Source organism: Vicinamibacteria bacterium (genome assembly GCA_035570235.1).
GTDB lineage: Bacteria > Acidobacteriota > Vicinamibacteria > Fen-336 > Fen-336 > DATMML01.
The window spans coordinates 97,037-109,742 of record DATMML010000091.1; the positions used below are offsets into that span (position 1 = coordinate 97,037).

General features: G+C 68.7%; 11 protein-coding genes. 3 read left to right on the plus strand and 8 right to left on the minus strand.

The genetic code is table 11. The features are described from left to right. The first annotated feature begins 67 nt into the window (after positions 1–67). Entirely contained in the window at positions 68–3,121 is a 3,054-nt protein-coding gene (locus VN461_16855) for a TonB-dependent receptor (GenBank protein HXB56445.1), read from the plus strand. Positions 3,122–3,340: 219 nt separating this feature from the next. On the opposite strand, the gene VN461_16860 is transcribed toward VN461_16855, so the two are convergent. The 4 genes from VN461_16860 to VN461_16875 all read right to left on the minus strand — a co-directional run bounded on the left by VN461_16860 (position 3,341) and on the right by VN461_16875 (position 6,192). Beyond that, a complete protein-coding gene (locus VN461_16860; GenBank protein HXB56446.1) occupies positions 3,341–3,841 on the minus strand; it encodes a hypothetical protein in 501 nt (166 codons plus the stop codon). 28 nt (positions 3,842–3,869) lie between these two features. Next, positions 3,870–4,310 carry a hypothetical protein gene (locus tag VN461_16865; GenBank protein HXB56447.1) on the minus strand — a complete coding sequence of 147 codons (441 nt, stop codon included), beginning with the start codon at positions 4,308–4,310 and terminating at the stop codon, positions 3,870–3,872. A gap of 38 nt (positions 4,311–4,348) precedes the next feature. Then, positions 4,349–5,179: an MqnA/MqnD/SBP family protein gene (locus VN461_16870; GenBank protein ID HXB56448.1), complete on the minus strand. Its 831-nt coding sequence runs from the start codon at positions 5,177–5,179 to the stop codon at positions 4,349–4,351. 113 nt (positions 5,180–5,292) lie between these two features. After that, on the minus strand, positions 5,293–6,192 hold the full coding sequence (locus VN461_16875; GenBank protein ID HXB56449.1) for a DMT family transporter: 900 nt from the start codon (positions 6,190–6,192) through the stop codon (positions 5,293–5,295). Positions 6,193–6,300: 108 nt separating this feature from the next. Between VN461_16875 and VN461_16880 the strand changes: the two genes are divergently transcribed. Together VN461_16880 and VN461_16885 are read left to right on the plus strand one after the other, a co-directional pair. After that, positions 6,301–6,810, plus strand: a complete 510-nt coding sequence (locus tag VN461_16880; protein ID HXB56450.1) for a DUF6265 family protein — start codon at positions 6,301–6,303, stop codon at positions 6,808–6,810. Positions 6,811–6,829: 19 nt separating this feature from the next. After that, complete coding sequence (locus tag VN461_16885) at positions 6,830–7,870, plus strand: hypothetical protein (protein HXB56451.1); 1,041 nt, start codon at positions 6,830–6,832, stop codon at positions 7,868–7,870. Here VN461_16885 and dusB read toward each other — a convergent pair whose 3' ends face one another. The 4 genes from dusB to VN461_16905 all read right to left on the minus strand — a co-directional run bounded on the left by dusB (position 7,871) and on the right by VN461_16905 (position 12,483). Next, a complete protein-coding gene (gene dusB / locus VN461_16890) occupies positions 7,871–9,052 on the minus strand; it encodes a tRNA dihydrouridine synthase DusB (protein HXB56452.1) in 1,182 nt (393 codons plus the stop codon). It abuts the gene before it with no gap. A gap of 14 nt (positions 9,053–9,066) precedes the next feature. After that, entirely contained in the window at positions 9,067–10,104 is a 1,038-nt protein-coding gene (locus VN461_16895) for an SGNH/GDSL hydrolase family protein (protein ID HXB56453.1), read from the minus strand. A 13-nt stretch (positions 10,105–10,117) separates the two neighbouring features. Continuing rightward, on the minus strand, positions 10,118–10,984 hold the full coding sequence (locus VN461_16900) for a hypothetical protein (GenBank protein ID HXB56454.1): 867 nt from the start codon (positions 10,982–10,984) through the stop codon (positions 10,118–10,120). Positions 10,985–11,157: 173 nt separating this feature from the next. Further along, positions 11,158–12,483 carry a serine/threonine-protein kinase gene (locus VN461_16905; GenBank protein ID HXB56455.1) on the minus strand — a complete coding sequence of 442 codons (1,326 nt, stop codon included), beginning with the start codon at positions 12,481–12,483 and terminating at the stop codon, positions 11,158–11,160. Positions 12,484–12,706: the final 223 nt, after the last annotated feature.

The following is a 12,706-nucleotide window of genomic DNA, read 5'->3' on the forward strand; positions in this document are numbered from 1 at the left end:
GCGGCGGATATAGTCCCGCTCAAATCACTGTGCTAACCGCGCAGAGGCCTTTTCCAGGGGGAGGAACATGCTGATCCGACGGTATGCCTTCGTCTTCGTGTTGATGGCGTGCATCGCCGTGGCCGGAACCGCCTGGGCGCAGACACAGATCACGACCGGCGTGATCCAGGGCACGGTGGTCGATCCCTCCGGAGCCGTGGTGCCGGGAGCCGAAGTCGAAGCCAGAAACCTCGACACCAACGTGAAGCGGACCCTGACCACGGGAGCGGATGGTCGGTTCGTCTTCCTCCAGCTGGCGCCGGGCCGTTACACGGTGACCATCACCCGGGCGGGCTTCGCAACCCTGGTCCAGGAGAACGTCACCCTGACCGTTGGCCAGTCCGCGAACCTGGGCGCGACCTTGAAGGTGTCCGCGGCCTCGGAGACCGTCACCGTGACCGGGACCCCGACCGTGGACACGTCCCGGACGGAGGTCTCTACCACGCTCAACGAGAACACCATCGCCACTACCCCCATCCTGGGCCGCAAGTTCGAGGACCTGCTGACGCTCACCCCCGGGGTGAGCATCGTCCAGGGGCCGGACGGGGATGAGATCACATTCTCGGGCCAGCGCGGCATCTTCAACAACATCAGCCTGGACGGGGGGGACTACAACAACGGGTTCTTCGGGGAGCAGATGGGTGGCCAGCGGGCGGCCATAGACATCACGCTCGAGGCAGTGAAGGAGTTCCAGGTGGTGGCCCAAGGAGCCAACGCGGAGTTCGGCCGCACGGCGGGCGGTGTCGTCAACGTGATCACCAAGTCCGGCACCAACGATTTCCACGGGAGCCTCTTCGAGTACCAGCGCCTGCAGGGTCTGACCTCGAACACGTCGGACGGCAAGCCCCTCACGAACTTCCGTCGCGAGCAGTTCGGGGGCACTCTGGGCGGCCCGCTCGTCAAGGACAAGGCCTTCTTCTTCCTGGCCTTCGAGGGGATCCGCGAGAACCTTCAGCGCCCGAACCTCTCCGACCCGATCGGGAGTCCCTGCTCGGTGCAGACCCCGACTCTCGCCGCCAACGAGGCCCTCATCAACGGCAGCCCGGACTGCCAGCGTCTAGCCCTCCTGAACTTCTTCCGCACCACACGCGGTCAGCAGGAGGGCCTGCCCGTCGATCACACGATCAACAACAACGCGGCGCTGGCCAAGCTCGATTGGACCATCGACGCCAAGAACAGCCTGTCCATCTCCTACAACTTCGACTACTCGAACAACACTAACCAGACCTTCGACGTGGCCACCTACGGCGACTCCGCGAACGGGACCGAGGGTCCCTCCAAGATCAACGTGGCCAACCTGAACCTGTTCAGCACGGTCTCCGCGAGCAAGCTCAACGAGTTCCACCTGACCTACTCTCGGGAAAGCCGGCCCCGGTCGGCCACCCCTTCGAACGTGCCCCCCGACACCGCCATGGGATTCGCTACCACTTTTCGCTTTGGCAATCCCTTCTTCCTCGGGCCCACCGTCGACGAGCTGATCACGCGCTTCCAGGTCAAGGACAACTTCTCGATCGTGGCCGGAAAGCACACGTTCAAGGTGGGGGGGGAGTGGCTCCACACCAACAACAACCAAGTGTTCCGCGGCTTTTTCGAGGGGCGCTACATCTTTGACAGCGTGACGGGCTTCCTGCGCTACGCATCGCCCGCCGCCCCGGGTGGGTATGGTCCCGGGACCGCGGCCTGCTCCAACGGGAGCTACGTTACGAGCCCGACGCCCTGCCCGGCCGGTAGCACCAGCACCGGCGGCCCCTTGCTCCTGTTCCTGGATGCCACCGACAACAATGGCCTCGTCACCGACGCCTCGGGGGCGTCGAACATCAACAACAACGAGTTTTCGCTCTTTGCCCAGGACCAGTGGCAGGTGCGGCCGAACCTGGTGGTCAACTACGGGCTGCGCTGGGACGCCCAGTACATGCCCTCGACCGTGGACCCGAAGAGCACTGCCTTCGCCCAGCTCCTGAGCGACCCCCGCTTCCCATCCGACGGGACCATCCCGAACCAGACGAAGGAGTTCCAACCACGCCTGGGCATCGCCTGGGACATTGCCAGCAACCGCAAATCCGTCCTCCGCGCCAACGCGGGCATCTACTACGCTCGGCAGAACATGCTCAGCGAGGTCGGCTCCGTCACCACCAACGGCCTGCAGCAACAGAGCGGTTTCGCGAGCACCGCCAACCTGCTCGGCTTCGGTGCGCCCACGCCGACGTGGCCCGGCATCCTGCCGCCCTCGCCGGTGGCACCAGGCACTTTCCCGTTCTTTAGCGGCATCCGCGTCTTCGCCAAGGACTACCACAACCCGCGGATCTACACCGCGAACGTCGGGTTCGAGCAGGAGGTGGCCCGGGATTGGTCCTTGTACGTGGACTTCACGTGGTCCCACGGTGTCTACTTGACGCGTTTCCTGAACTACAACACGCACGGGACGGGAGTGGCTCCCGTCCAGCCCGCGAGCTACGACACCGTGACCTACGCCGGAAACAATCCGTTTGCCCCCCAGTTTGGGGACGTCTTCGTCAGCACCAGCCGCGGCCGGGGGCTGTATCGGGGGGGCACGTTCGGCGTGCGCAAGCGCTTCTCTCAGAAGTACCAGGTCGAGGCCAACTACGTCCTGTCCAAGGATCTGGACGACGACTCCAACGAGCGCGATCCATTCACGGAGCGCACCTTCAACTTTTACAACCTGAACCTGGACTACGGGCCCTCCGACCGCGACATCCGCCACAAGTTCAACCTCTTCGCCTACGGGGAGCTCCCGGGGGGGCTGCAGGGCAACGCCCGCATCCAGGCCCGGTCGGCACAGCCCATCACCACGAGCCCGCGGGTCCTTGACGGCGTCGACCGCGGGCGAAACTGGGACCGCAAGGACAACGCGTACTTCTCCTTCGACTGGCGTCTGCAGCGGCCCATCCGGTTCGGCAAGAGCTCGGCCCTGATCCCCACCGTGGAGATGTTCAACACCTTCAACAACGCGAACAACGTCAATACTCTGAGCACCCCCGCGCTCTTCAACTTCGACGGCTTCCTGCGCCTGGGCGTGGGCGATCCGCGGCAGCTGCAGCTCTCGCTGAAGTACACGTTCTAGGCCGGCCGGGGGGTGCCAAGCTCGAGGCACCCCCCGCCGCCTAATCCTCTCCGCCCCGCTCCCGCACGCCCCTCCCACTGCCCCAGGCTCAGAGGGCAGAGAGGCCCGCATCTCCAAAGGATGGTCTCGCCTTCATGGCGTCCGGAGCCTCGGGGAGGGGCTAGCGGGGGGGCGGGGGGAGGTTAAGCCCGAGGGCCGGGGAGGCATCCCCCGGCCTCCTCAAAGCGGCGGGGCCTGCCCCCCGGGGGCGGCCCGGCGCTTCCCCGCCTCCGCGATGAGCCGGTTGTTCTGCCCCAGCACCTCGTACTCACGCCTGAGCGCGAACACGCATACGAGCAGGGTGAGCCAGGCCAGGCCCTCGTGGACCACGGCCGGCAGGAGGCGGGTGTGGGCGGCCGCGCCCAGGATGAAGTTGGCGACGAGGAGGAGCAAGACCAGGGTCATCACCGGGAAAGCGCGCGCCTTCAGGGCCACGGTGCGGCGGCGGAAGGAATCGCCCCATCCCTTCTCGTTCTCGAGGCCCTTCATCTCTACGCCGGTCGCGATCAGAAAGAACATGATGAAGGTATGGGCCATCACGAGCAGGAAGGTGGCCACGAGGCTGATGAGAAAGTGGGGACGCACCTCCCGGGGGACGCCCGGCACGCGGTAACCCCCTAGGGTGGACCAGGCAAACGCCACCGTACCCACGAGGGCCAGGGTCAGGAGGGCGATGGACATGTCACCTCGACGAGGGTTCCCGGGGCAGTCAGCCGGGGCGGAAGGCGGGGGCCTCGTCCCCGGGGGTGAAGAGCGGCCCCTGGACGCCCAAGGACACGGCCAAGGACTCGAGCTCCGCGCGGTTGAAGCCCTCGGAGACGCTCGCAATTGCGCCCCCGTGGCGGAGGAGGAAGAGGGTCGGCACCGCCACCAGGCCCAGAGCCTTCGCCAGCGGGTAGGGGTCCTCCTCCAGGCCGACCGGAACCTCGAGCTTCAGCTCGGAGACGAGCCGGCGGGCGGCGTCGGCGTCGTCCTGGAGCAGCAGCCGCACGGAGGAGCCGGGGCCCCGGCGCCGATGGAGGCGGTCCAAGTAGGGGAGGACCTGGCGCGTGGTCTTGCAGTCTCCGTGGCCGATCAAGAGGAGCGCCGCTCCCGTGGCCCAGGTCTCGGCGAGGGGCCGCCGCGTGCCCGTGAGATCGGGCAGGGACATCTCCGGGAAGGAACCCTGACGACGAAGGCCTGGCATCATCAAGCGTCGATGAAATCGGCGGTCACGCGCCGCGGAATGAGGCCCGCGGCGTGGCCGCGGTCCAGGAGGGCCTGCACGGCCTGGCGGCCGCGGGGCCCGCACTCCACCGTCATCTCGTTCACCCACATCCCCACGAAACGGTCAGCCACCGCGGGGTCCATCCCGCGCGCGAAGCCCAGGGCGTAGTCCAGGGCCTCCCGGCGGTGGGCCAGCGAGTAGCGCACCGTGTCCCGCACGAGCGCGGTCAGCCTGGCCATGAGCGCGGGCCCGAGGTCCCGACGCACCGCATTCCCGCCCAGGGGCAAGGGCAAGCCCGTCTCCTTCTTCCACCACGCACCCAGGTCCAGGACCTTGTGCAGGGCGTGGGCGCCGAACGTGAGCTGCCCCTCGTGGATGATGAGCCCCACGTCGACCCGGCCCTCCCGCACCTCCTCCAGGATCCGATCGAAGGCGATCACGCGGGTCGCGACCCCAGGCGCGAAAAGCTTGAGGGCCAGGTAGGCGGTGGTGAGGGTGCCAGGCACGCCCACCGTGAGCGTCGCTACCTGGGCGGGAGCCAAGGGCTCGCGCGCAACCAAGAGGGGCCCGTATCCGTCCCCGATGCTGCCGCCGCAGGGCATGAGCGCGTACTTGTCGGCCACGTAGGGATAGGCGTGAAAGGAGATGGCCGTGATCTCGTGCCGACCCTCCTGGGCCTGGCGGTTCAAGGTCTCGATGTCCGCCAGAACGTGGGAGATCTCCAGGTCGCCGGTCGGGACTCTGCCCCGGGCCAGGCCGTAGAACATGAAGGCGTCGTCGCTGTCGGGGCTGTGGGCGAGGGAGATCTTCACCTGAGCTCCATCATATTTCAGGCCGCGCCAACCCACCAGACAGGAGAAGGGCCAAGCGCGGGGCCGACTCCGGAGGGGGACGGGCGTGGAAGGGCGCGGACCGTATCCCGGGGTCAATACCCCTGGGCTTTTCCCAACCGGCGCCGGGAGCCCAGGTTCTGCAGGCCCACCGCGCCCAGAATGAGCGCGGCCCCCGCCCACTGCCGCACGCCCAAGCGCTCGCCGAGCACGATCACGGCCAAGGCCAGGGTCACCACCACCTCGAAGGAGCTGAGCACCGCGGCCCGGGCCGGCCCCACCCGGGCCAGACCCGCGAGGAACGCGCGCAGCGCCACCACCGTGGAGAGGACGGTGATCCCCAGCACCGCGCCCCAGGCGCGGACATCGGGGAATAGGAGGACGCTGCCCTGGCCGATCGCCCAGGGGACGCAGACCAAGGCGCAGACTTGGGTGAGGTGAAGGGCCGCGGTCTGGGCCGGGACCTGCGCCGCAAACCGGCTCCCCAGCATGATGTAGGCCGCGTAGAGGACCGCGGTGAGGAGGGCGAAGAAGACGCCGGGGCCGCCGACGAGCGCCCCTCCCGCGGTGAGGGCGCACCCCGCCCCGGCCAGGCCGGCCGCGCCCAGACCACGCGGGGTGAGGCCTTCCCAGCCGAGGAGGCCGGAAAACAGAGTGACGATCACGGGGTACGTGTAGAGGAGGAGGGCCACCGTGGAGGCGGGCACCGTCTCCAGGGCCTTGAAGTAGGCGAGGGCGTTGACGACGTAGACGGCCCCGATCGCCCAGAGCGTGAGCCGCTGCCGCCCGGAGATGGGCTTGGCTGGGCCCGCCGAGGGCAGGAGGGCGAAGAGAAGGCTGGCGAGCAGGAAGCGCCAGGCCAGGAGCGGGAGCGGCCGCACCCCGCTCCCATAGGCCACCTTCGTGAGGACGGGCATGGTTCCATAGGCCACGGTGCTCAGAAGGATGAGGGCCAGACCGCGCCCCTCCTCGTTCTTGGCCTCCCTCCGCAGCACCGACGCAGTATACGTGCGGCCTCGGCACGAGGGCCGGGATCCTGCCGCTTCCCCTAGCCGCAATCTCCGCCTTGGAGTAAATTGGGCCCGTTCTAGCAAGGAGCCGACATGACGATCGCCCGGCCGTTCCGGCTGGTGGCCGCAGGCCTCGCCCTCCTGGCCCCCACGGTAAGGGCGGACCAGGAGGCGGCGCCCCCGACTAGCCTCGCCGATCTCGCGTGGATCGCCGGGCGGTGGGTCGACAGCTCCCCGGGTAGTCTCTCGGAGGAGGTCTGGACCGCTCCCTCCGGGGACTCCATGATGGGAATGTGGCGCTTCGTCTCCGATGGGCGAACCCGGATCTTCGAGCTGCTGACGATCACGACCGGCGAAGGAGGCCTTGAGCTTCGCTTGCGCCACTTCGATCCCCTGCTCGTGGCACGTGAGGACAAGGAGCGGCCGGTTGTGCTCAAGCTCGTGCGCCGCGGGGACCGGGAAGCGGCCTTCGAGGGCCGCGAGTACGCGGGCACGGTGCGCATCACCTACCGCCGGACCGAGGACGGGCTCGCCGTCACCTTGGAGAAGGGCGGGACCAAGGAGGAGTTCCGGTTCCGGCCCGGGGACGCGCACACGCCTTGACCGCGAGGATGGCGACCCCGTGCTGGCCCTAGCCCTGGGGAGCGTGCTCCTCGCCCTTCCCCCGGGGAGCGTGGGCCAGGCCCCGCCTCCCCCTGTGGCCAAGATGCGCGGGGTTTGCTGGGAGGGGGGAGGGCGGGTCGCCCCCGAGACCCTGGACCCCCTGCGCGCCCTGGGCGTGGATTGGATCTCGCAGACCCCGTTCGGCTGGTGCCCGTCCTTGACCGCCCCCAAGGTCGTGCGCAACGCGGGCGATGACGTCTACTGGGGAGAGAGCGACCAGGGCCTGGCCGAGACCGCCGGCTTCGCGCGCAGCCTCGGCATCAAGACCCTCCTGAAGCCGCACCTCTGGGTGCCGGGCGGAAGCTGGGTGGGAGATCTTCGCATGGGCAGCGAGGAGGACTGGCAGCGCTGGTTCCGCTCCTACGAGGACTTCATCCTCCACTACGCGCGCCTTGCGGAGCGGGAGCACATGAACGGGCTGGTGGTGGGGGCCGAGCTGCGCTGCGCCGCTCGCCGGACCGCGGACTGGCGCCGGCTCATCCAGCGCGTGCGCGAGGTCTACCACGGTCCGCTCACTTACTGCGCCAACTGGAACGAGGAGGAGCAGGTGGAGTTCTGGGGCGACCTAGACTTCATTGGGGTGCAGGCCTACTACCCCCTTTCCGACGCCCCCCACCCCAGCCTGGCCCAGATCCGTACGGCTTGGTTGCCCATCGTGAACCGCCTAGAGGTGCTCGCCCGTCGGACCGGTCGCCCCGTGGTCTTCACGGAGGTGGGCTACAAGAGCGTGGCCGGCACCCTGGCCGCGCCCTGGAGCTGGGACACCCGGGGCAAGACCGACTTCGGCCTGCAGCGGGACGCCTATCGGGCCCTGTTCGAGGCGGTGTGGAGTCGGAGCTGGTTCGGAGGCACCTTCATCTGGAAGTGGCACCCCCTCGCTTCGCGGGCGCGGCCGTCTGGGGACCGGGAGCGCGACTTCACCCCCCAGGGAAAGCCCTCCCTCAAGGTGATGCGGGAGTTCTACACGCGCCCGGGGCGGCCGGGGGCGCGCTTTCCCTGATCAGCCGCCGGAGTCGGCGGCCTCCGCCTCCGGGCCGGGAGGGGTCGCGTCCTCCAGGTCGTCGAGGTAGCCCGCGGGGAGAGCCACCGTCTGCCTTCCCCCCGTCTTCCCCCGGGGCACGCGAATAGCCTCGGGAGGGAAGGGTTGCGTGTGGTCCACGCCCCCGAGGATCGCCGCGAGCTCGTCCAGACGGGTCACCCGCATGAGCTGCTCGCGCAACGCGGCTCCGCCCCGGAACCCTTTCGTGTACCAGGAGCTGTGCTTCCGGAAGGAGCGCATGGCCCCCGTCTCCCCCAGCCAGGCCCCGAGCAGGCGGGCGTGCTCCAGCATCACGTCGACCACCCCCCCCAGGAGGGGCGGGTTCTGGGGAGAGCGGCCTTCGAAGACGTCGGCCAGGTCCCGGAAGAGCCAGGGACGGCCCAGGCAGCCTCGGCCCACGATCACGCCGTCGCAGCCCGTGGTCCGCATCATGCGCAGAGCGTCCTCGGCCTCCCAGACGTCCCCGTTGCCGAGAACGGGGATGCCCCGGACCGCCTGCTTGAGGCGTGCGATGGCCTCCCAGTCGGCCTCCCCGTCATAGAGCTGGGCCGCGGTGCGCGCGTGCAGCCCCACCCCCGCGCAGCCTTCCTCCTGGGCAATGCGGCCGGCTTCCAGGTAGGTTTGGTAGCGGTCGTCGATGCCGGTGCGGAACTTGATCGTCACCGGAACCGGGCCCGCGGCCCGCACCGCCGCGCGCACGATGCCCTGGAGGAGACGGGGCTTCAGGGGAATGGCGGCGCCGCCCCCTTTGCTCGTGACCTTGCGCACCGGGCAGCCGAAGTTCAGGTCTACGTGATCCACACGGCCCTCTCCCACCAGCAGCCGCACCGCTTCCCCCAGGTGCCAGGGGTCGACGCCGTAGAGCTGAAGGCTACGGATGGTCTCCTCTTCCCCGAAGCTGGCCAGGAGAAGGGTCTTGCGGTTCCCCTCCACGAGGGCGCGGGCGGTGATCATCTCGCTCACGTAGAGCCCCGCCCCGTAGCGGCGGCACAGCGTCCGGAAGGGCGGGTTGGTGACGCCGGCCATGGGAGCCAGGACCACCGGCGGCCAGACGGAGAGGGGGCCGATGCGCAGGCGTGCGAACTCCCCCCCTGCCGCGGGAGCCACCTCCCGATTGAGCGGGCTTCGGTAGAGGGTGTCCATTCGGGACCAGTATCCTACCGGACGCCCGCAGCGGAAGGGCGCAGGCGGACCGGGAAGGCGCTCCCGGCCGCGGGCGAAGCCCTGCGCGCGGGCGGGGGCAGCGCGTCGTCGAGGGCCGAGAGCAGCACGTCGGCGGCGATGCGGTGTGCGATCTCGTTGGGATGCTCGTCGTTGGGACCGTCCACGACCAGGAGCTCCCACTTCAGGCCCCGGTAGGCAGGGAGCAGATCCACCACCCTGGCCCCCGCGTCCCCGGCCGCGCGCGCGACGGCGGCGTGGATCGCCGTGAAGGGGTAACCCTCATCCAGGGCGTTGCCGAAGAGGGGAAAGATCATGACCAGGAAGGGCACGGTGCGCGCGCGGCAGAGCTCGGCCATGGTCCGGAGGGCCTTCCGACCGGCGATCCAGCCGGCGTAGTCGGGCACGTACATCGAGCGGTAGGCGGCGATTCGCCGCCGGTTCTCCACCGTGGCCCAGACCCGCCGCTTGACCAGCCGGAAGAGCGCGGAGCGGTCCAAGAGCCCGTCCGCGCCCCAACGGCGCTCTTTCCTCATCTCCTCCCAGTCGCGGGCCCGCCGGGCCTCCGCCGCGTTCTCGTCCTCGCTGTCGTTCAGGCAGTAGCCCAGGACCACGACGTCGGGGTCGTAGGCCAGTCCCTCGCTCGCCAGTTGCTCCCCCTCCTCCACGCTGTTCATGCCGGAGCGGGCCAGGCTGATGACTTCCCAGGACTCGCCCCGGTGCCGAGCCAGCCCGCGTTCCAGGCGCCGGGGATATGCGTCATCGAACTCGATGTGCGCCCCCCAAGTGAAGGAGTCGCCGAGGACCAGGACGCGCCGCCGGCCGGGAGGCTTGCCGAGAGGGTGCTCGTTGTCGCGGTAGCCGAGGGAGTTCGTCCACGCCGTCTCCGGCCGCCGCGTGTTGACGGGCGCGTAGCCGGTGGGCCGGGGTGCTCCGGCCCCCGCGAAGCGCACCGCGCCTTCGACGATGGCCAGAGACACTCCCAGGCCCAGGAGGAGGAGCAGAACCTCACCCGGCCGCGGGGCGATTTGCACGCGGCGGTTCAGCTCACTGCGCGGGGATGACTTGCCCGTTCAGGCAGCCCGTCTTGCCCGAAACCGTCGCGCAGACGCTGAAGGTACCGACGTGGACGCCATACACGAGGAAGTTGAAGGGCTGGGCCGTGTCCTGCACCCCCGTGGCCACCGTCCCTTCGCCGTCTCGCCAGAACCATTGGATGTCCAACGAGTGGTTGGTGTACGGCACGTCGTGGCCGATCGCGTCCTTGGGGGTCGCGGTGGCGGCGCCCCGGCAGCCCATCGGCACCAGGTTCAGGGCGGCGTTGGGTCCGTCTTGGTTGGCGCACTGGACCCCGTAGAAGGACACGGTGACCCTCGCCACCGCCTGGTCGGGCGTCAACGGGAAGTTGGCAGGGGTGCAGCTGACGACGTAGGCCTTGATGCCCCAGCGGATGCGGGACTGCGAGGTCAGGAGGTGGTAGTCCTCGCTGTAGGTGTTGTCGGACTTGACGGAGAGCGTCTCCTTGGGAAAGTCCAGCTGGGAGCACAATCCGTTAGCGGCAAGATTCCCCATGACCCCGGCATAAAAGGCGTCGGCGTCGCGGACGAGGAAGCCGTGGTCGCCAGAGGGGTTTTGCAGATCGAAGAGACCGGGCTTGTCCTGGACCAGCTTATCGATGGCGCCGTCGACACTGCCTACAAGGCCAGGTGCGGGGTCGCCCTGGCACGTGAAATGCCCGGTGCCGTAACCCAGGGGACAGCTCGCCGCGGTCGGCGTGGGCGCGGGGGCGGGGGAAAGAGTGGCGCTGGGCGAAGGCTGGGGAATGGTCGAGGGGCTCGTCCCCGAGGAACAGGCCCCGGCGAGGACGAGGGCGACAACAATCCCAATAGGGTACCGCAAAGAGTCAGAGTGCATTTTCCCTCCCAGGACGAGGGCCGCGCGACCTCACGTAGCGGCCGGCAGCAGAGGGTGGCCGCGCCTGGACTGCAGGGGGCCAGGGGCGAAAACCACAGCCTAAACGACGCACGAATGTACCAGGAGTGGGGCCCTCTTTCAAGGGCCGTTTTGGAGGGGGGGGGCCGGGGGCCCTAGTTCGCCCCGTCCGTGCGGACCAGGCGATCGGGGGCGGGACCATCCAGGAAGCGCAGGTTGAGGCGACGGATGTTGTCTTTCCCCACGTAGGCGTTCCGGACCTCGGCTCGGGTCTTGAAATCGCCTCCCACCTCCTCGAGATGGAGGACGTCCCCGGTCGAGACCGACCCCATGCCGGTCAGGACCCGCGCCCCCCCGCGGCCGATGTTCTCCGCGATGGTGCGCTCTTCCTGGAGGACGGTTCCCAGGGTGCCGACGCGCCGCACGATCAGGTTCACAAAGATGTCCAGGCGGCCGGTCTGGCGCCGATCGCGGAGAGGCACCGCGGGGTCGCTCTCGCGGAGCGGGCGCGTCACCGCGGTGAAGGCCGGGGTCGTCGCCCCCGCGGGGGAGACGTGCAGGGACCCGGCCGCCGCCGCCCGCGCGTGCCGCAAGGCTTCCGCCATTTCCCCCGCGGAAGCGAAGCGGGCCGAGCGGTCCTTGGCCAGGGCCTTCCGGAGGAGGGGGACCGCGGAGCCGGGGATGCGGCTGGCCGGCCCGCCTTCGAGGGGCACCGGGTCCTGGATGTGCTTGAAGATCGTGGCCACCGGCGTGTCGCCGCGGAACGGCACCTGGCCGGTGAACATCTCGTAGTCCACGACCCCGAGCGCGTAGATATCGCTCCGGAAGTCGATCCTCTCCCCGCGGCCTTGCTCCGGGCTCATGTACTCGGGCGTGCCCATGATCTGGCCGGTCGCGGTGAGGCTGCCGCCCGTGCCCAGGTCGCTTCCCTCCTTGGCGATGCCGAAATCCATCAGACGGATGACCCCCTTGGCGTCCCGCATGATGTTAGGGGTCTTGAGGTCCCGGTGGATGATGCCCACGTCGTGGATGGCCTGTAGTCCCTCCGCCAGCTGGATGGCCACCTCGAAAGCCTGGTCCGCGGGCAGGCCCCCCGTGTCCCGCAGGAGGTGCTTGAGATCGGTGCCTTCCAGGTACTCCATCGAGATGTAGCGCAACCCTCCGTCCTCACCATACTCGTGGATCCGGCAGACGTTGCGGTGAGAGACGCGGCGGGCCAGCTTGATCTCGTGCCGAAAGCGCCTCGCCATCTCCGACGTCCCCACGAACTCATTGCGCAGGACTTTGATGGCCACGGTCTCGTCGAGCATGCGGTCGTGGGCCTTGTATACCATTCCCATGCCGCCTTTACCCAGAGGGCTCAGGATCTCGTACCGGTTTCCGATCACGGCACCCTGAGTGAGGGCTCCGAGGGCCCTCCCGCACGTGAAGCAGGCGTCCGCGGTGGGTGTGTTCTCGGACTGGCAGGAAGGACAGATCATGGCAACCGTCTCGCTCCTAATCGGAGCAACCCGCGTGCCACCCGGGAATTCTTCTAACTATTTGAAGGGGCGTCTGTTGGGAATTGCGCAAGGGGTCCGAGAGGCCACAGGCTGTCCGCGTTTCGGCCGCCGTTCCCCGGACTCCGTCCCCCCTCTTGACCCTGATAATCCGCGGAGCATAGCACCTTTCGCGGAGCGGGTCACGATGAACCGGTCACGATAA

What these genes read in the sequence shown, in the direction of transcription:
- VN461_16855 (HXB56445.1), top strand. Translation starts at nt 68, where the DNA reads ATGCTGATCCGACGGTATGCCTTCGTCTTCGTGTTGATGGCGTGCATC.
- VN461_16860 (HXB56446.1), bottom strand. Translation starts at nt 3,841, where the DNA reads ATGTCCATCGCCCTCCTGACCCTGGCCCTCGTGGGTACGGTGGCGTTT.
- VN461_16865 (HXB56447.1), bottom strand. Translation starts at nt 4,310, where the DNA reads ATGTCCCTGCCCGATCTCACGGGCACGCGGCGGCCCCTCGCCGAGACC.
- VN461_16880 (HXB56450.1), top strand. Translation starts at nt 6,301, where the DNA reads ATGACGATCGCCCGGCCGTTCCGGCTGGTGGCCGCAGGCCTCGCCCTC.
- dusB (HXB56452.1), bottom strand. Translation starts at nt 9,052, where the DNA reads ATGGACACCCTCTACCGAAGCCCGCTCAATCGGGAGGTGGCTCCCGCG.
- VN461_16900 (HXB56454.1), bottom strand. Translation starts at nt 10,984, where the DNA reads ATGCACTCTGACTCTTTGCGGTACCCTATTGGGATTGTTGTCGCCCTC.
- VN461_16905 (HXB56455.1), bottom strand. Translation starts at nt 12,483, where the DNA reads ATGATCTGTCCTTCCTGCCAGTCCGAGAACACACCCACCGCGGACGCC.